General features: G+C 38.0%; 18 protein-coding genes and 5 tRNA genes. 4 read left to right on the forward strand and 19 right to left on the reverse strand.

Translation table 11 applies throughout. The annotated features are described in order from the left end of the window. Window positions 1-6: 6 nt before the first annotated feature. The 14 genes from rpoB to CNR22_20815 form a co-directional block, all read right to left on the reverse strand. Window positions 7-3,819, reverse strand: coding sequence for a DNA-directed RNA polymerase subunit beta (rpoB, locus tag CNR22_20750; GenBank protein ID PBQ34104.1), 3,813 nt, complete (start codon window positions 3,817-3,819; stop codon window positions 7-9). 135 nt (window positions 3,820-3,954) lie between these two features. Then, window positions 3,955-4,326, reverse strand: a complete 372-nt coding sequence (locus tag CNR22_20755; protein PBQ34105.1) for a 50S ribosomal protein L7/L12 — start codon at window positions 4,324-4,326, stop codon at window positions 3,955-3,957. A 139-nt stretch (window positions 4,327-4,465) separates the two neighbouring features. Then, window positions 4,466-4,966: a 50S ribosomal protein L10 gene (locus CNR22_20760; protein PBQ34106.1), complete on the reverse strand. Its 501-nt coding sequence runs from the start codon at window positions 4,964-4,966 to the stop codon at window positions 4,466-4,468. A 14-nt stretch (window positions 4,967-4,980) separates the two neighbouring features. Further along, window positions 4,981-5,673, reverse strand: a complete 693-nt coding sequence (locus tag CNR22_20765; GenBank protein PBQ34107.1) for a 50S ribosomal protein L1 — start codon at window positions 5,671-5,673, stop codon at window positions 4,981-4,983. Between the two features lie 34 nt (window positions 5,674-5,707). Next, window positions 5,708-6,145, reverse strand: a complete 438-nt coding sequence (rplK, locus tag CNR22_20770) for a 50S ribosomal protein L11 (GenBank protein ID PBQ34108.1) — start codon at window positions 6,143-6,145, stop codon at window positions 5,708-5,710. 185 nt (window positions 6,146-6,330) lie between these two features. Then, window positions 6,331-6,897 carry a transcription termination/antitermination factor NusG gene (locus CNR22_20775; GenBank protein PBQ34109.1) on the reverse strand — a complete coding sequence of 189 codons (567 nt, stop codon included), beginning with the start codon at window positions 6,895-6,897 and terminating at the stop codon, window positions 6,331-6,333. A 25-nt stretch (window positions 6,898-6,922) separates the two neighbouring features. After that, window positions 6,923-7,117 (reverse strand): preprotein translocase subunit SecE, encoded by a 195-nt coding sequence (secE, locus tag CNR22_20780; GenBank protein ID PBQ34110.1) that lies wholly within the window; start codon window positions 7,115-7,117, stop codon window positions 6,923-6,925. Between the two features lie 67 nt (window positions 7,118-7,184). Next, window positions 7,185-7,258: transfer RNA gene (locus CNR22_20785), tRNA-Trp, on the reverse strand. A 135-nt stretch (window positions 7,259-7,393) separates the two neighbouring features. Then, window positions 7,394-8,581 (reverse strand): elongation factor Tu, encoded by a 1,188-nt coding sequence (gene tuf, locus CNR22_20790; GenBank protein PBQ34111.1) that lies wholly within the window; start codon window positions 8,579-8,581, stop codon window positions 7,394-7,396. A gap of 125 nt (window positions 8,582-8,706) precedes the next feature. After that, a tRNA-Thr gene (locus CNR22_20795) sits at window positions 8,707-8,781 on the reverse strand. 225 nt (window positions 8,782-9,006) lie between these two features. Beyond that, window positions 9,007-9,082: transfer RNA gene (locus CNR22_20800), tRNA-Gly, on the reverse strand. Window positions 9,083-9,110: 28 nt separating this feature from the next. Next, window positions 9,111-9,191: transfer RNA gene (locus tag CNR22_20805), tRNA-Tyr, on the reverse strand. Window positions 9,192-9,204: 13 nt separating this feature from the next. Next, window positions 9,205-9,277: transfer RNA gene (locus CNR22_20810), tRNA-Thr, on the reverse strand. 117 nt (window positions 9,278-9,394) lie between these two features. Then, window positions 9,395-10,750, reverse strand: coding sequence for a hypothetical protein (locus CNR22_20815; GenBank protein PBQ34112.1), 1,356 nt, complete (start codon window positions 10,748-10,750; stop codon window positions 9,395-9,397). 67 nt (window positions 10,751-10,817) lie between these two features. Between CNR22_20815 and CNR22_20820 the strand changes: the two genes are divergently transcribed. The 4 genes from CNR22_20820 to CNR22_20835 all read left to right on the forward strand — a co-directional run bounded on the left by CNR22_20820 (window position 10,818) and on the right by CNR22_20835 (window position 16,365). Beyond that, the gene (locus tag CNR22_20820) at window positions 10,818-11,309 is read left to right on the forward strand and encodes a RecX family transcriptional regulator (GenBank protein ID PBQ34113.1); all 492 of its coding nucleotides are present in this window, start codon (window positions 10,818-10,820) and stop codon (window positions 11,307-11,309) included. Window positions 11,310-11,327: 18 nt separating this feature from the next. After that, on the forward strand, window positions 11,328-12,116 hold the full coding sequence (locus tag CNR22_20825; protein PBQ34114.1) for a short-chain dehydrogenase: 789 nt from the start codon (window positions 11,328-11,330) through the stop codon (window positions 12,114-12,116). Between the two features lie 75 nt (window positions 12,117-12,191). Beyond that, window positions 12,192-13,529, forward strand: a complete 1,338-nt coding sequence (locus CNR22_20830; protein PBQ34115.1) for a hypothetical protein — start codon at window positions 12,192-12,194, stop codon at window positions 13,527-13,529. A 34-nt stretch (window positions 13,530-13,563) separates the two neighbouring features. Then, window positions 13,564-16,365 carry a hypothetical protein gene (locus CNR22_20835; protein ID PBQ34116.1) on the forward strand — a complete coding sequence of 934 codons (2,802 nt, stop codon included), beginning with the start codon at window positions 13,564-13,566 and terminating at the stop codon, window positions 16,363-16,365. A gap of 72 nt (window positions 16,366-16,437) precedes the next feature. Here CNR22_20835 and CNR22_20840 read toward each other — a convergent pair whose 3' ends face one another. The 5 genes from CNR22_20840 to CNR22_20860 form a co-directional block, all read right to left on the reverse strand. After that, the gene (locus CNR22_20840) at window positions 16,438-16,905 is read right to left on the reverse strand and encodes a hypothetical protein (protein PBQ34117.1); all 468 of its coding nucleotides are present in this window, start codon (window positions 16,903-16,905) and stop codon (window positions 16,438-16,440) included. A 1-nt stretch (window position 16,906) separates the two neighbouring features. Further along, a complete protein-coding gene (locus CNR22_20845) occupies window positions 16,907-17,416 on the reverse strand; it encodes a YfcE family phosphodiesterase (GenBank protein PBQ34118.1) in 510 nt (169 codons plus the stop codon). A 69-nt stretch (window positions 17,417-17,485) separates the two neighbouring features. Then, entirely contained in the window at window positions 17,486-18,376 is an 891-nt protein-coding gene (locus CNR22_20850) for a chromosome partitioning protein ParB (GenBank protein PBQ34119.1), read from the reverse strand. An 82-nt stretch (window positions 18,377-18,458) separates the two neighbouring features. Then, entirely contained in the window at window positions 18,459-19,292 is an 834-nt protein-coding gene (locus CNR22_20855) for a chromosome partitioning protein ParA (protein ID PBQ34120.1), read from the reverse strand. Between the two features lie 11 nt (window positions 19,293-19,303). Continuing rightward, window positions 19,304-19,492, reverse strand: a complete 189-nt coding sequence (locus CNR22_20860) for a hypothetical protein (protein ID PBQ34121.1) — start codon at window positions 19,490-19,492, stop codon at window positions 19,304-19,306. Window positions 19,493-19,532 lie beyond the last annotated feature (40 nt).

The raw sequence follows: 19,532 nt of genomic DNA on the forward strand, positions 1-19,532 counted from the left end.
GGGCTATTAATCCATTGTAATATCTAACGCCAGACCTCTTAATTCGTGCAACAATACGTTGAACGACTCAGGAATACCCGGAGTAGGGATGTTCTCACCTTTTACAATTGCTTCATAAGCTTTTGCACGGCCGGTAACATCATCAGATTTTACTGTCAATAATTCTTGTAACACATTTGCTGCACCGTATGCTTCGAGTGCCCAAACTTCCATCTCACCAAAACGCTGACCACCAAATTGAGCTTTACCACCCAAAGGTTGTTGTGTGATAAGTGAATATGGTCCGATTGAACGGGCGTGCATCTTATCATCCACCATGTGACCTAATTTCAGCATGTAAATGATACCTACCGTTGCAGGTTGGTCAAAGCGTTCTCCAGTTCCACCGTCGTATAAATACGTACGACCGAATTGAGGTAAGCCTGCTTTTTGCGTGTACTCATCAATTTGTTCTACAGTTGCTCCGTCAAAAATTGGTGTAGAGAATTTTAATTTTAATTTCTCTCCGGCCCATGCTAACACTGTTTCGTAGATCTGTCCAAGGTTCATACGCGAAGGTACACCTAATGGATTTAATACGATGTCAACTGGTGTTCCGTCTTCCAAGAATGGCATGTCTTCTTCTTTCACGATACGGGCTACAATACCCTTGTTACCGTGACGACCAGCCATCTTATCACCCACTTTTAATTTACGTTTTTGAGCAATATAAACTTTTGCTAATTGAACAATTCCATTTGGTAACTCGTCACCAACAGTGATTTGGAATTTCTCACGTTTGTATCTTCCTAAATAATCGTTGAATTGGATTAAGAAGTTATGCAATAAACGTTCGATTTGTTCATTTTTTTCTTTATCAGTAGTCCAGTTGCTTGGATTTACTTCGCTGTAATCTATACGCTCTAATAATTTTTGAGTGAATTTAGTACCGCGTGGTACAACTTCTTCTCCTAAAATATTAGTAACACCTTGTGAAGTACGACCGTTAACCAGTACAAATAATTTGTCAACTAATTTTAATTTTAAGTTGTAATTATTTTTTTCGTGATCTGTATCTAACTTCTCAACTAAAGGTTTCTCTTCAGCTTTTGCTTTTTTATCTTTAATTACGCGAGAGAACAATTTTTTGTCAACGATAACACCTTTGATAGATGGAGATACACGTAAAGACGCATCTTTCACATCACCAGCTTTGTCACCGAAGATCGCACGTAATAACTTTTCTTCTGGTGAAGGATCTGTTTCTCCTTTAGGAGTAATTTTCCCAATTAAAATATCACCTTCTTTTACTTCAGCACCAATACGAATAATACCTTTTTCGTCTAGGTCTTTAGTAGCGTCTTCACTCACGTTAGGAATATCCGGAGTTAATTCTTCCATTCCACGTTTTGTGTCACGCACTTCCAAAGTATACTCATCAATGTGAATCGAAGTAAAGATATCTTCACGAACAATTTTTTCATTGATAACGATAGCATCCTCAAAGTTGTAACCTTTCCATGGCATGAACGCCACTTTTAAGTTACGGCCTAAAGCTAACTCACCGTCTTGTGTTGCATATCCCTCGCATAATACTTGTCCTCTTTGAACTTTATCACCTTTCTTAACGATAGGTTTTAAGTTGATACAAGTACTTTGATTGGTTTTTTGGAACTTGGTTAATTTGTATGATTTTACATCGCCTTCGAAGCTGATTAACTTTTCTTCTTCGTTGCGGTTGTAACGGATCGTGATGGATTGAGCATCTACATACTCAACAATTCCTTCTCCTTCTGCATTAATTAATACACGTGAATCTTCTGCAACACGGGCTTCAATTCCTGTACCAACAATTGGCGCCTGTGGACGCAACAATGGTACGGCTTGACGCTGCATGTTCGAACCCATTAAGGCACGGTTAGCATCATCATGCTCTAAGAACGGAATCAACGAAGCTGCAATAGAAGCGATTTGATTTGGAGCAATGTCCATCAAATGCACCGCATTTGGCTCAAGAATAGGGAAGTCACCTTCGTAACGTGCTGTTACTTTTTTGGTAACGATATTTCCTTTATCATCTAAATCAACGTTGGCTTGCGCAATATTTTTTTGATCTTCTTCCTCAGCAGTCAAATAAATAATTGGTTTGTTTGAATCTAATTTACCGTTTGTTACCGTACGGTAAGGAGTTTCAATGAAGCCTAATTTATTTACTTTAGCATATACACAAAGAGAAGAGATCAAACCGATATTCGGTCCTTCAGGAGTTTCAATCGTACATAAGCGACCGTAGTGAGTGTAGTGAACGTCACGAACCTCAAAACCTGCACGCTCACGACTTAAACCTCCTGGCCCTAGTGCCGAAAGACGACGCTTGTGCGTGATCTCCGATAAAGGGTTGGTTTGATCCATGAACTGCGATAATTGATTTGTTCCGAAGAACGAATTAATTACAGAGCTTAATGTTTTAGCGTTGATTAAATCCGTTGGTGTGAACACCTCGTTATCACGTACGTTCATACGTTCACGAATAGTACGCGCCATACGGGCTAAACCTACACCGAATTGTGAGAATAGTTGCTCACCAACAGTACGCACACGACGGTTTGACAAGTGATCAATATCATCCACATCTGTTTTCGAGTTAATTAACTCGATCAGATATTTAATGATTAAGATCATGTCTTCTTTAGTCAATACGCGAATCTCAGCAGGAATGTTTAAACCTAACTTTTTATTGATACGGTAACGACCAACTTCACCTAAATCGTAACGTTTGTCAGAGAAAAATAATTTGTCAATTACGCCACGTGCAGTTTCCTCATCAGGTGGTTCTGCGTTACGTAATAAACGGTAGATAAATTCAATTGCCTCTTTTTCAGAATTGGTTGAATCTTTTTGTAACGTGTTATAGATGATCGCAAAATCAGCGGTATTTACATCTTGTTTATGCAGGATGATAGATTTTACACCAGCATCAGCGATAAGATCAATATGCTCATCTTCTAAAATCGTTTCACGGTCTAAGATAACTTCGTTACGTTCGATGGAAACTACTTCCCCGGTATCTTCGTCAACGAAATCTTCTAACCAGGTTTTAAGAACACGTGCAGCAAGTCTACGACCCACTTCGCGTTTTAAACCAGCTTTGCTAACTTTAATTTCGTCAGCTAAACCAAATATCTCTAAAATTTGTTTGTCACTCTCAAAACCGATAGCACGCAATAGAGTAGTAACAGGTAACTTTTTCTTACGATCGATGTAAGCGTACATTACGTTGTTAATGTCAGTTGCAAATTCTATCCAGCTTCCTTTGAAAGGAATAACACGGGCGCTGTATAATTTGGTACCATTCGCGTGACGGCTTTGGCCAAAGAATACACCTGGTGAACGGTGCAATTGAGAAACAATTACGCGTTCTGCACCATTTATAATAAATGAACCTTTAGGAGTCATGTAAGGGATAGTTCCCAAATACACGTCTTGCATGATTGGTTCAAAATCTTCATGTTCAGGATCTGTACAATAAAGGTATAATTTTGCCTTTAAAGGAACAGAGTAGGTAAGTCCACGTTCAATACACTCATCAAGAGCATAACGAGGCGGATCAATATAATAATCCTTAAATTCTAATACGAAATTGTTACGCGCATCAGAAATAGGAAAGTTTTCTGCAAACACACGGAATAACCCTTCTTTTTTACGGTTTTCCGGCGTTGTTTCTAACTGGAAAAAATCCTGGAAGGATTTTACTTGAATATCTAAGAAATCCGGATATTCGATCGGAAATTTATTCGACGAGAAATTAACCCGTTTTTGAATTTTTGTACTTGCAGCCAATGTTATTTAGATATTAAATTAATACAATTTTGACTTTTTCAAAGCTTATGTTTTCTTCTAACAAAAAAACATGAAAATGATCCCGTCCCGATAGCTATCGGGAGCAGGATCATTTTCTAGTAATATACGCAAAAATTATTTAACTTCTGCTTTAGCACCAGCTTCTTCTAAAGCTTTCTTAATTGCTTCAGCTTCTTCTTTACCAACTCCTTCTTTAATTGCTTTTGGAGCACCGTCAACTAGATCTTTAGCTTCTTTTAAGCCTAAACCTGTTAAGTCTTTTACAACTTTTACTACTCCTAATTTAGCTCCACCAGCTTCTAACAAGATAACGTCAAAAGAAGTTTTAGCAGCAGCAGCTTCTCCACCACCAGCACCTGGACCTGCAGCAGCAACTACAGCAGCTGGTTCGATACCATGTTCGTCTTTTAATACTTTAGCTAATTCTTGTACTTCTTTTACTGTTAAGCTAACTAATGTGTCAGCTAATGATTTAATATCTGCCATTTTATTTTTTATTTGTGCTGAAATTTTAAGGTCTCAGCGTTGTTAATTTAATTATTTATTTTGTTTAATGCTAAAGTGATTTCAAATCTGCTTTAGTGTTTTGCGGTGATTAAATCCACCTGCCAGATTGTTCAATAAATTATGCTGCAGCGTCTTCGCCACCACCTTTGTTTTCCAAAGCACCCATAACGCGTTGAATTGGAGATTGTAACAATGCAATCACGTCGCCAATTAATTCGTTTTTAGATTTTAATCCTACTAAGGCATCCAGTTGCTCATCGCCTAAGAAAATCATTTCTTCAACGTAAGCTCCTCTTAAAGCTGGTTTTTTACCACCTTTACGGAATTCTTTCATAATTTTCGCAGGTACATTGGATGTATCTGTAAAAATTAAAGCAGTTTCGCCTTTTAATACCGGGATTAATTCAGCTAATTTACTGTCGTTTGCTCTTTCAATTGCTTTTTTAAGCAATGTGTTCTTAATTACTTGTACCGATACTTTTTTATCGAAACATTGTCTACGGAACGCATTTACTTTTTCAACTGTTAAAGTCGAACAATCTGCTAAATAGATCTTGTTGTTGGCGTTTAATTTTTCCACCAACTCCTCTATTACCTGTGTTTTTTCGGTTTTATTCATTTTTTAGCAGTTTTTTAAGAGAATAATTTTGGATCTACAGTTACACCTGGACTCATAGTGCTACTCAAGGTAATTGATCTTACATAAGTACCTTTAGCGCTTGAAGGTTTTAACTTTAAAATTGTTTGAAGCAATTCATTCGCGTTCTCAGATAATTTAGCAGCATCAAAAGATACTTTACCAACACCTGCGTGAATAATTCCTGCTTTGTCTACTTTAAAATCAATTTTACCACCTTTTGAATCTGTTACCGCTTTGCCAATGTCCATAGTTACAGTTCCTGTTTTAGGGTTTGGCATTAAACCACGAGGGCCTAATACACGTCCTAAAGCTCCAACTTTACCCATTACAGAAGGCATTGTGATGATAACATCTACATCTGTCCATCCACCTTTGATTTTTTCAATGTATTCATCTAATCCAACGAAATCCGCGCCAGCTGCTCTTGCTTCTGCTTCCTTATCAGGAGTTACAATAGCCAAAACACGCATGGTCTTACCTGTACCGTGAGGTAAAGTAACAGTTCCACGTACCATTTGATTAGCTTTACGAGGGTCAACTCCTAAACGGATCGCAAGATCCACTGATGCATCAAATTTTGTAGACGAAATGTCTTTAATAATTTTAGATGCTTCAGCCACGGAGTAAGACTTACTAGCGTCGAATTTCGCGTTAGCAGCCTTTCTTTTTTTAGTCAACGTTGCCATTTCTTAAGCTTGTTTTTAAATAATTAATAATTGATTAGTACGGTTTTTCACCGCTAACTGTAACACCCATGCTACGAGCTGTTCCTACAACCATGTTCATTGCGGATTCAATTGTAAAACAGTTCATGTCAACAATCTTATCTTCAGCAATTTTACGTACTTGATCCCATGTTAAGGCACCAACTTTTTTACGGTTACTTGTTGCAGAACCTGCTTTAATCTTAGTTACCTCTAATATTTGTATTGCAACAGGCGGACGTTTGATAACGAAATCAAACGACTTATCAGTGTAAACATTGATGATAACCGGTAATACTTTACCAGCTTGTTCCTGAGTTCTAGCATTAAATTGCTTACAGAACTCCATAATGTTAACACCTTTGGCACCCAATGCAGGACCAATAGGAGGCGAGGGGTTAGCAGCTCCACCTTTGATTTGCAATTTTACAATTGCCGATAACTCTTTTGCCATTTTTTTATTTGTTTGTTTGTTTTATCGAGATCTTTCATTTTAGAAGCAATTTACTTTGAGTTGGAAGCAGCAAAGCGCTCATTTCATTCTAAAACTAATTAACCATCAATGTGTTTATTTATAGTATTTATTTCGGATTACTTATTTCGGGTTCGAAACTCGAAATGAAATCTCCAAATAGAAAATTATTCTAATTCAACTTCCCCAAAGTTCAGCTCCACTGGAGTTTTACGTCCAAAGATCTTAACTGTTACTTTGATTTTACGTTTGTCTTCCATTACTTCTTCGATAACGCCGTTAAAGCCATTGAAAGGTCCGTTAATTACTTTAACTGATTCTCCAACTACATAATTCGTTGATACAGTTCCTTCACTTTCTACCAATTCATCAACCTTACCTAAAATACGGTTAACTTCGCTAATACGCATTGGAACCGGATTACCGCCTTTAGTTTCACCTAAAAAACCAATAACACCCGTAATGTTTTTAATTACGTGAGGAATCTCTCCTGCTAACACAGCTTCGATCAATACATAACCAGGATAAAAAGAACGTTCTTTTGTAGTCTTTTTCCCATTACGAATTTGAATTACTTTTTCCGTTGGAATTAAAACCTGGGAAACGTAATCGTTTAGTTTTAAACGCGTAATCTCTACTTCAATATATTGTTTTACCTTTTTTTCCTGGCCGCTAATTGCACGTACAACGTACCATTTTTTTTGCGACAGGTCGGTTTTAACTACATCAGCCATTTATTTAGTAATTTTTTAAATACGATTATTTAATAATGTCGTATGCTTGGTCCATTAATATCTGAAAAACCTTGTCCATTCCGAATACAACCAAAGCAATAATTATAGATGAAACCATTACTACTATTGCGCTGCTTTGTAACTCAGGCCAGGTTGGCCAGCTTACCTTATTTACTAATTCGTTTTTAGTCTCTGAAAAATAAGTTCCTATTCTGCTCATATTCTTAAAAGTTTATAGTTTAAAGTTGATAGTCAATAGTTATGAAGAACTATCGGCTTCATCTTTTTTGCACGGGTGGAGAGATTCGAACTCCCATCAACGGTTTTGGAGACCGGTATGCTACCATTGCACCACACCCGTTTTTACAGTTAAGAGATCTACGATCTACTTGCCTGTTTTCTTTTAAAGTAAATTAACGTTTTAGAGGCCCTTCTAAAAATAGCAAAATGGCTTCCCGTTTAAGGGAGCCATTTTGCCTATATTTATGACTATGGCTTAGTCTAAAATTTCAGTTACCTGACCAGCTCCTACAGTACGGCCACCTTCGCGGATCGCGAAACGTAAACCTTTATCCATAGCAATTGGGTTAATCAAATTAACAGTAATTGTTACGTTATCTCCAGGAAGTACCATTTCACGACCTGCTTCTAACTCGATTTCTCCAGTTACGTCAGTTGTACGGAAATAGAACTGTGGACGGTATTTATTTTGGAATGGAGTGTGACGTCCACCTTCTTCTTTTTTCAAAATGTAAACCTCTGCTTTGAATTTAGCATGTGGTTTTACAGTTCCTGGTTTAATGATAACCATACCACGTTTGATGTCTTTTTTCTCAACACCACGTAATAATAAACCTACGTTATCTCCAGCTTCACCGTAATCTAAAATTTTACGGAACATCTCAACACCTGTTACAGTAGAGTTTAATTTTTCAGCTCCCATACCAATGATCTCAACTGGATCAGCAGAGTTGATCACTCCTGTTTCGATACGACCTGTAGCAACAGTTCCACGACCAGTAATTGTGAAAACGTCTTCAACCGGCATCAAAAATGGCTTATCTTTTTCACGTGGAGGAATTGGAATGTAGGTATCAACTGCATCCATTAATTCCATGATTTTGTCAACCCATTTCGGATCGTTATTTAATCCACCTAAAGCAGATCCACGAATAACCGGAGTGTTGTCACCATCAAATTTGTAGAAAGTTAATAATTCACGGATTTCCATTTCAACTAAGTCTAATAACTCAGCATCTTCAACCATGTCAACTTTGTTCATAAATACAACAAGTCTAGGTACACCAACCTGACGAGCCAAAAGGATATGCTCACGTGTTTGTGGCATAGGTCCATCCGTAGAAGCTACTACTAAGATAGCACCGTCCATTTGAGCAGCACCAGTAACCATGTTTTTTACGTAATCAGCGTGACCTGGACAGTCAACGTGAGCGTAGTGACGGTTAGCAGTTGCGTATTCAACGTGTGATGTATTAATGGTGATACCACGTTCTTTTTCTTCAGGAGCATTGTCAATTGAAGAGAAATCACGAACTTCTGCAAGTCCTTTAGAAGCCAATACAGTTGTAATAGCAGCTGTTAAAGTAGTTTTCCCGTGATCTACGTGACCAATAGTTCCAATGTTTACGTGAGGTTTGGAACGGTCGAATTTTTCTTTTGCCATAGTTGTTATTTTTACTTTTGTTGTTTATATTTTATTTTAATTAGTATTTAATCTTAATTGAGCTGTTGATCCCGACTATGCAGGCCTACATCCCAGTTGAACATTTTCATATGCTCAACACCTAATTGAGCTGTTGAGCAGGATTGAACTGCCGACCTCCTCCTTACCAAGGAGGTGCTCTACCACTGAGCTACAACAGCTTATGCTCTATTTTTAGAGTTAAAGCTGCTCAAATTGTCAATATCTTAAAGAACAACCGTCTGCACATGCCAAAAGTCCCTCTTTTTGGGACTTTCAAAAATTTCGAAAACTGATACCAGCTCTCTACCTTTTTGTCGCCTCTAAATCCTTCCCGAAAGCTATCGGGATCAGAAGGCGTATTTTCAACTTCACTTTTCAATTCTAAAATCCACCTGGATTTTATTTGGAGCGAAAGACGGGTCTCGAACCCGCAACCTCCAGCTTGGAAGGCTGGAGCTCTACCAATTGAGCTACTTTCGCTTTTTTTACTCAATAACCAAAGTTACTGTGGGGACAGGAGGATTCGAACCTCCGAAGTCGAAACAACAGATTTACAGTCTGTCCCATTTGGCCACTCTGGTATATCCCCGTTCAAAAAAGAGAGCCGCTTGCCGGAATCGAACCAGCGACCTACTGATTACAAATCAGTTGCTCTACCAGCTGAGCTAAAGCGGCTTTTATAATACTTTAAAGAACTACCCCTCAAAATGGGAGTGCAAATCTACATAAACTTTTTATTCTGACAAACATTTATTTGAAATTTTTTTTATTTTTTTCATAATTTATTTATGCTCATTGCTTTAGAATTCGAAGTTCGTTTGGAAAATAATTATTTATCCGGTTTGGCAGTATTTTCGCCCATCCCAGACCCATACCCTTGTAACACATTAACACCAAACCTTTTATATTTTCGTTTCCCGTAAAATTCTCTTTTCGCAAAAATTTTAAAGCTGTTTCTTTATCGAGATCCAATTTGATTACTTCTTTTCTTACTTCCAAACACCAGGCTAAATCCTGGTTAGGAACCATGTCTTTCCCTTTAATTTCGCCTACCACAGCCCCGGCCTTCTTAAAATAAAATTGTTTTTCGAAGGCCGTTAGAAAGCTTGCAGCTTCAGCATTTAGCAAATGAAACTGATTGTTTTTTTTTATTACAGAACAAGTAGTTATATCTACAAATGTATTCAGAAGAGATAATTCAGTTTTGTTTGCTTCGAGTGAATTTTTCTTTTTTGAATGATATACAGATCCTGAATTACTTTTCTTTCGAAGTACGGCACAGAAAAACCCTTCGCTTTTTGTAAGATGTGGGTAAAACCTGTATCCATATTGAGTTTCAACTATGCCCCAATTTTTTTCAATCGGTAAAGGCACATACTCCATTTCAAAATCATCAATCAATTTTGCAACAATAGTTTCATTTTCTTCAACAGAGTAGGAACAAGTACTATATACGAGAATTCCGTTTTCTTTTAAAGAGGGAAGGACATCATTCAAAATTTTTAGCTGACGAACACTGCAGGCCTTCACGTTATCTTCACTCCATTCGTCTATTGCTTCCGGTTGCTTTCTGAAAAGCCCGCTGCCGCTGCAAGGAGCGTCGATCACAATCGCGTCAAAAAAAGAAGGAAGATCTGAAAAACGCTGCGGATCATTATTTGTGACCACTGTATTACAAGTGCCCCATTTGCTCAGATTCTGCGCTAAAACATCTGCTCTTGATTTAATAATTTCGTTGGCAACTAAAAGACTGTCTTTGTTAAGTAAAGAATTAATTAAAGTGCTTTTTCCACCCGGAGCAGCACATATATCCAACACCTTGAGTGTTTGCGAAAGATCAAGACTGTTTTTTAAAGCGAATTCAAGAAACATACTTCCTGCTTCTTGTGGATAATAGCACCCTGCCTGAAACAAGGGATCTAAAGTAAATGAAGGGCGTTCGCTGAGATAGAAGCCCTCGCTGTTCCACTTTACGGGTTCTCCCATTTCAAAATCAAGTCCGGTAGCCGAATGCCCCGCTTTTTTAAACGGATTAAGGCGGATCGAAGTAATTTTATTTTCTTCCTCATGGGCTTCCACAAAAGCTGCTTCGTTAAAATGACTCAGGTGATTCAGGCTTTCTAAAAGTTGCGGTGGAAGGCTTGGCATTTCTAAAATTAAACGGTTTCTTTGTTTTTCAATCCTGGCAGCTTATTAAAGCCGCCCTTGTTAATTTATGGAGCACAAAGTAACTAAAATAAAGCTTTCACCCGAGCTGGCGCAGCAAAAAATAATGAGTTGGTGTGCCTACCAGGAAAGATCACAGCATGAAACCAGGCAAAAACTTTATGAATATGGTTTGCATTCAGAGGATGTTGAGGCAATCATATCAAACATGATCACTGAGAATTTTTTAAATGAAGAGCGCTTTGCCATTGCTTTTGCAGGCGGAAAATTCCGAATTAAACACTGGGGAAAGGTAAAAATAAAAATTGAACTTAAAAAACATAAAGTGTCCGACTATTGCATCAACAAGGCGCTTAAGAGTATTGACCCTTTAGAATATGAAGAAATTATAAAGAAAGTAATAGCAAAAAAAACGCGCCTTACAACATCTTCAAACGCGCAAAAAATATATTACTCTGTATTAAATTATTTAGTATCAAGGGGCTTTGAAAGCGACCTTGTAAGAGAAAATTTAAGTAAATTGCACGACGAAAAATCGTAAGTTTTATCCCGCAAAAAAATGAATTTAGATTTACACAATAAACGCGCAATTGTTTGCGGTAGTACACAAGGAATAGGAAAAGCAGTTGCTTTGGAACTGGCTCTGATGGGCGCAAACGTTACACTTATAGCAAGAAACGAAACAAGTCTAAAACAAGCGAAAAGCGAACTTGCAAATAGCGGTAATCAATTACACTCGTATCTGTGTGTGGATTTTAATAATCCGGAACAACTAAAAGAACTTGTATCAAATTTCATTCAACGTACGGGTCCGGTTAATATTTTGGTTAATAACACAGGTGGCCCCCCCGCAGGTCCGATTACGAACGCAAAACCCGAAGAATTTCTTTCTGCTTTTAATAATCACCTGATTTGTAATCACGTTCTAGTACAAGCTTGCGTGGAAGGAATGAAAAACAGTGGTTACGGAAGAATCGTGAATGTCATTTCCACTTCGGTAAAACAAGCCCTTCCCAATCTCGGAGTAAGTAACACTATTCGTGCGGCAGTTGGTAACTGGGCAAAAACACTGGCAAACGAGCTCGGCAAATTTGGAATTACGGTAAACAATGTGTTGCCAGGAGCAACAGCAACACAACGCTTATCTACCATTATTGAAAATAAAGCCTTGAAAACAAACGTAAACAACGACGAAGTAAAGAAGGAAATGTTGCACGAAATTCCGTTAGGTAGATTTGCGGAAGCATCGGAAGTTGCAAATGCGATCGCTTTTCTGGTTTCGCCAGCAGCAGCTTATATTAATGGAATTAACCTTCCCGTAGATGGCGGGCGTACATCCTCCTTGTAGAAGTTAACAAATTACTGTTACTAAAAGAGTTAACACTTACAAAAACGCTGCAGTTAATTAGGGTATTTTAGACGCATGATTAAATACTTATTTATTATAATCAATTCATTCGGACTTTTTATTTATGGCTTATTTGCCGGTGACAATGGCATTACTGTTACCAGCAACATTCCTGCTAACCTTGTTGCAGGACAGGAAGTAACCATCGAATTAAAAGTGAATAAAGGTGGAATGAGTGGTTTTGCAAAATTACAATTAGAACTTCCTGAAGGTATAACCGTTAAAGCTGCCGATGACAAAGGCGCTAACTATAATTACAACGCAGGGATAGCAAAATGGGTTTGGCCTGCATTACCTATGGAAAGCGAAATTATTGTAAGCGTAACTTTATTTGTTGAATCTTCTGCCTCAGGAACAAAGTTTATTGCGTCAAAATATTCTTACGTAGAAAATAATGTAAAACAGGTAGTGGAAATGAATCCGGTTGAAGTAAAGATTCTACCGCCTGGCTCAGATCCGGGAACGCCAGTTGCTACAAAAACCGAAACACCACTGAATGCAGATTCAGCAACCGTTACAACTTCCACACCGGTAGTGAATACGGGAGCTGAACCAGCCGGAAATATCACGGTTACAAGGGTAATCTCTGCAGGAACAACTGACAATGAATTTTTAATTACGCTAAAAATTAAGAAAGATGGAACTAAAGGATTTGCAAGATACAGTGATGATATTTCAGAAGGCATTATTGTAAAGGCAGCTAAAACAGATGGAGGTTCATTTTCTGTTGCAGATGGTAAAATTAAATTCGTTTGGGTAAATGTTCCTGAGAAAGACGAATTAGAAATCTCTTACACCATAAGCGGAAGCACCTCCAATGCTGTAGTTCTGGGGGGCGAATATTCTTATCTGGAAGATAATCAAAGCAAGAAATTTAAAGTTCCTATGGAAACTATCGCTTTCCAGACAAAACAAATTGCCGGCGAGGAAAAGAAAGAATCAAAACCCGTTGAAGTGAAGGATCCTGAAATTGTAATTCCTGCCACTGTTCAATCTGTGGAAGAAACTGTGGCTAAAAAACTTTCTGAAAGTAGCATGGAAACAACCATTGAGAAGAAAGATGGAACTATGAACTATATGGTTCAGGTTGGCGCTTTTACCAACGCTAATGTTACGGCTCAACGACTAAAAAGAAAATTCAGTATTACCGAAACCATAAAGAGTGAATTGCATGAAGGTTACTCTAAGTTTATGATAGGTGCTCATTCAGAATACAAAACTGCGCGTAATCAAAGGGAAACGATGAAGTCGGTGAATGGTGTAAAGACTGCTTTTGTAGTTGCTTATAATCAAGGTAAAAGAATAACTGTACAGGAAGCATTAATGATCACTAATCAAAAATGGTTTAAATAAAAAAAAAGCCTATTTTTACCGCATCAAAAAAATTATGAAGAATCTGTTTCTTCTTACAATATTTCTTATTTCTTTATCCGTAAACGGACAAAATGGGTTATCCAGACAGGATAGTTTATTGAGAGCGCAACGCATTCAGGATAGTATCCGTGATCAGGAATTGCTCGATATTCTGGGTCCAATTGAGGTTGAAAAACCGGTAATCCCGGTTCAAATTACACCTTCCGTTCAAATTACACCTCCCGTTCAAATTACCCCACCTGTAACGCCCAAAGACACTCTTAAACCGGTGGTTGCGCCCGCTGATACAACCAAATCAAAACCAGTAACACAACCTGTTATTCAGGTGCCTGTTGATACAGCCAAAGCAAAGCCTACTCAGCCTGTTGTGCCTCAAAAACAAGTAATAGACTCGGTAAAGCCAGTCATTACGCCACCTGATACAGCCAAAACAAAACCTGTTATACAAGAGCCTATAAAACCCGCCACGGTTATTGATAAACCTGTTCAACCAGACACTCCAGTGGTTAAAACTCCGGCGTACAGTTCCACGGTTGATCCCAGGTCCTTGCCTCTGGATAGTTTAACCGCTGACCAACTTTTACAGTACTATCAAACAGAGCCAGAACCTCCTGATTTTTATAAGGGACCGGATATTGGTGATTCTGTTTATTATGTTTTGAATCCTATGACCATTCCAACCACCACTGTAAATGGAGAGGCTCTGAGCAGGCACGGTGACGGCACAGAGAGCGAAATTGAACAGGATCTGGATACGACAAATAGTGTTGAACAACGTCTTAAACCAAAAATCAGCATTGGTGTGGGGCGTATGGGCTTTAATGGAGATCTGTATAAAAAACATTTTCAAACTTTGTCTATGGGACGTCCAGCTTTGGATTTAGCTATCTCTCACCGTATCACGCGTTATTTACAGCTCGATTTTAATGTGTTGTTTGGAAAACTTGGCGGAAATGAACGTCTCGATAACAGAAATGAAAATTTCAGATCAGAAATAAGAGCAGGCGGTGTTAATTTGGTATATGATTTTGGGAATTTTATCCCAAGCCAGTATAAGGTAAGGCCATTTATTAGTTTTGGAGCGTACGGATTTGAATTTTTAAGTAAAACAGATTTAAAAGATAAAAACGGTCGTACTTATTTTTATTGGAGCGACGGAAGTATTAAGGATATAGCAGAAGGTGCTCCGGAAGCTCAGAACGCAGTGGATCTTCAAAGGGATTACGTCTATGAATCCGATATTCGCGAATTAAATAAGGATGGATTTGGAAAATATACCGAACGTGCATTCGCTTTTCCATTGGGCGCAGGATTCATAATGAAGGTCACAGATCGCGTTGATCTGAAATTAAATTTTCAATACTATTTCTCAACCACAGATTATATTGACGGTATTTCAAATAAGAGTTTGGGTGAGAGAGCAGGCTCCAAAAGCAGAGACAACTGGACATATACTTCGTTTGCTTTGCAATATGATCTTATCGCTAAAAATAAACCTAAGTCAAGCAAAGCTCTCGATACTCTTAGTAATTCTGACTGGTTTGCGCTCGATAACAGCGACTCAGACGAAGACGGTGTGCCAGATATGAAGGATGACTGCCAGGGAACTGCAAAAGGCGCGAAAGTAGATTTGAAAGGCTGTCCTGTAGACGAAGATAACGATGGTATTCCGACTTACCGCGATGATGAGTTAACAACAGCTGCAGGCGTTCCTGTAAATGCGCGTGGTGTAGGACAAACAGATGATTACTGGCAAAAATGGTATGACAACTATTTGAACGATTCTTTGGCCACGGATAGAACTACTGAAACAATTGGAAATATTTACGCTGCAGTAGCTAAGAAACCGAAAGAGAAAAAAGATAATTTTACTGTAGAATTAGTGAGATATGCAGGACCTATTCCTTCCGATGAATTGGCATTCTTATTAAGTATTGGAGATATTAATTCGGTAACACTCGACGACGGAACGACTGTGGTGTACACAAGCGGCACTTACGATAAATTGAGTACAGCCATCAAACGTCGTGATGAATTCAGGACTACTGGTAGTAAAGGAGCAGGTATATCGAGAATCAAAGGGAAAGAAATTGTTCAGGTGGGTGATGATGAACTTCAAAAACTGCTAGCTACTGAAATTGACGACCTGATGAATGTGAATGTGAATGACAGTTCTGGTGTCAGCGCATCTGCCATTCTTCCTGAGGAAGCCGGTATTTTTGGAAAAGATGATGTGGTTTACCGTGTGCAATTAGGCGCATTTAAAAATAAGATCTCTACAAAAGTATTTAATACAAGTGCCGGTGTACTTGAATTAAAAACAGGCGAGAATATTTACAGATATGTAACTAAAGGTTACAGAACTATTGGTGATGCTGCTGCAGTGAGAGCCGATTTAGTGGTTCAGGGTTACAGTGATGCGTTCGTAACAGCTTACAAAGGAGGTAAACGCATCCCGATGAATCAAACAGGCGCCACTATGGAGGCTGGTTATAAAGAAGATTTAAGTGAGGATAAAACTTTTAACTCGATTGATAAAAAATTATTAGCATTTAAAATTCAATTAGGACCATTGAAAAAACCTTCGCAAGAAGCTTCTATGGATGAAAAAGTGAAAGATCTGAAAGCTATTGACAAACAGACAACTGCTACTGGAAACATTCGTTACACAGCAGGTGGAGAGTTTTCAAGGTTAGATACCGCTGAAAAATTAAGAAAAGAATTAGAAGATAAAGGTTACTCAGACGCGTTTATCATCGCCACTTTCAAAAATGAGATCATCTCAATACAGGAAGCAATGGAGTTACTCAAGTAATTTTAGATACTTAAAAAAGAATCCAATACCGAATAGTATTGGATTTTTTTTACTTATAAATTCAGGTACTCTTTAATCTTCTTCGTAATAATCAATTACCAATCCATCTAAAGGATTAATAGATACGATGCGTTTTTCTTTTCCAAAAACCAACAAAGCTGAACCGGCTTTATGATAGTCACCTTCTTTAATAATTCTAACACTTTCAAGCGTTAAACCAATTACATCTTCCCACATTTTGGTTGTGGACGCATTTACTGCGAATAATTTTATTTTCCCGTCAAATTCCTTTTCCAGTTCAGCTACCGCGGCTTTATAGTTAAAGTTAATAGCGTCCAAACCATCGCCGTTTTCATTGCAGGAAATGGTTAGTTTTTGCTTGTCTGTAAAATGAAGTTCTAAATTATCTATCAGCTCAACAGAGCCATTTTTATCAACGGTATTTTGCCACAAGTGACAAACAATTTTTTCAACGACTTTTCCCTGAGCGCTTACAAAACGTGCAAGCGCTTCATCACTAAAATATGTATTCAGATCCATGTTACGAAGGTAAGGATGTTCTGCTTCCTAATTCAATTATTGCCAGGTTTTTTATGTCGGTGTTCTCTATTTCAAATCTTACAACCGTCTTTACTGCATGAAAGCCATGCACACCGCATGCCCCGGGATTTATGTGAAGCAGGTCATACTGCTTATCATACATTACTTTTAGGATGTGGGAGTGGCCGCATATAAATAAATTAGGCCTGTTTTTTATTATCAGTTCCTTAATTCTTGCAGGATATTTGCCCGGATAACCCCCAATATGCGTCATAAGTACTTTGACGCCTTCGCAATCAAAAATTAAATTTTCAGGATAAGTAATGCGGATGTCGTTAGCGTCTATGTTTCCAAAAACAGCTCTGAAAGGTTTTAATTTTTCAATTTCTTTACAAAGCTCCATAGTACCTATATCACCCGCGTGCCAGACTTCGTCAGCAGCCTCAATGTGTTTTAATAGAGATTTGTCCAGGTAACTATGGGTATCGGATATCAGAAGAATTTTTTTCAATGTTATAGTTTACAGCAAAATTAAGGCTCTGTAAACCTTACAGAGCCTTAAAAGAAATGACGAGTATGTTTATTCTATCCCAAAAAAGGAAATGATGTGCTGTAGTTCCTGGTCGTTACTGAAACTGAGCGTTAGATTACCGCCACCCTTAGCATTACGTTTTAGAGAATAAGACTTATTAAAAATCTTATCCAAGCCTTTCGAAATCTCTTTATCTTCTACACTTAAGGGTTTTTCAACACGTGTAACTTTAGGAGTTACTTTTACTTTTTCGCCTCTGGCCAGGTCTTCAATTTGACGAACTGAAAAATCCTGCTCAAGTGCCATTGCAAAAATTGCTAACTGGCGGTCCTCATTATCAATGTTGATAAGAGCTTTAGCGTGGCCCATAGTAATTTCGCGATCACGCAAAGATTTTTGAATAGGAGCAGGGAGTTTTAATAAACGTAAAAAGTTTGTTACAGTGCTTCTTTGTTTTCCAACCTTTTCGCTGAGCTGCTCTTGTGTTAGGTTGCATTCATCAATTAAACGCTTATACGAAAGAGAAACTTCAATAGGATCAAGGTCTTCACGCTGAATATTTTCAACCAAAGCCATTTCTAACATTTCCTGATCGTCAGCAATACGAATGTAAGCTGGTACATCCGTTAGTCCTGCCATTTGAGAAGCTCTGAAACGACGTTCTCCCGAAATAAGCTGGTAACGGTCGTAGCCTAATTTTCTTACTGTAATGGGCTGAATAATGCCATGTTGCTTAATACTGTCGCTTAGCTCTTGTAAAGCTGTTTCTTCAAAATTAGTACGCGGTTGAAACGGGTTTGTTTCAATGTTTTTTATTCTGATAACAGATACCGAATTAACAACGGGTGCGTTCTCGCCAATACCTTTTGTTGTAATGTCTGTTTTTGCATTTTCTAACAATGCACTTAATCCTCTTCCTAATGCTGGTTTTTTACTCATTTATGTAGTCTATAGTTTAGAGTCAATAGTCAATAGTTGGAGCCAACATCGGTTGGTTGTAAACTATCGCCTATAAACTTTGTTAGATGTCTTCGCTTAATTCTGTTTGTTCCTGGATGCTGATAGTTCTGTTGCTATCACTAATCTTAGTTAAACCGTTACGTTGCAGCAACTCACGGGCAAGATTTAAATAACTGTTAGAAGCTTTACCCGCAGCATCGTGCATAATAATTGTTTTTCCAAAGCTAGGCGCTTCTGCAAGTTTTGTATTTCGTTGAATAAGCGTATCAAAAACCATATCCTGAAAGTGTGTTTTTACTTCTTCCACAACCTGGTTGGCTAAGCGCAAACGTCCGTCGTACATAGTAAGCAATACTCCCTCAATATCTAAACTGGTATTTAAATGCGATTGAACAATCTTAATTGTTTGCAATAATTTTCCCATTCCTTCTAAAGCAAAATATTCGCACTGAACAGGTATAATCACACTATCAGCGGCAGATAGCGAGTTGATTACGGTTAGCCCAAGAGAGGGGCAGCAATCCACAATAATAAAATCGTATTTGTCTTTTATTTTGTCAAGCGCCTTCTTCATCATGTATTCACGGTTGGTAAGATTTACCAGCTCCAGCTCAACACCTACAAGATCTGCATTTGTTGGAAGTAAAAATAAATTCGGAGTTTCCGTTTTCAGAATAACATCTTTGGGATGAATACTGTCGATAATACATTCGTACAAACCAGCCTTTACATTAGAAGGATCTATTCCCACTCCAGACGTGGCGTTTGACTGCGGATCGGCATCTACCAACAATGTTTTGTATTCGAGAACAGCCAGGCTGGCTGCCAGGTTAATGGCTGTTGTGGTTTTTCCAACTCCGCCTTTTTGATTCGCTATCGCTATTATTTTTCCCATTCTGTTCCGTTTTAATTTAAGTCCTCATTAGCTTTATTAGTACCAATTTCATTAGTGTGTAAACTAACTATATCAACAAATAAAGCATTTGCATTAACACTTTTCGATAACTTGTTTGAAGTGAAGCGGGAATGAAAAGCTGATTTCTTTACATTAATTTTCACCACAAAACAAGAATGATCGTAATAGCGAATGTTCATAAAATACCCAAAATTTGACTGAAATTGCTGATTGTAAAAT

It is taken from the genome of Sphingobacteriaceae bacterium, from assembly GCA_002319075.1.
Classification (GTDB): domain Bacteria; phylum Bacteroidota; class Bacteroidia; order B-17B0; family Aurantibacillaceae; genus Aurantibacillus.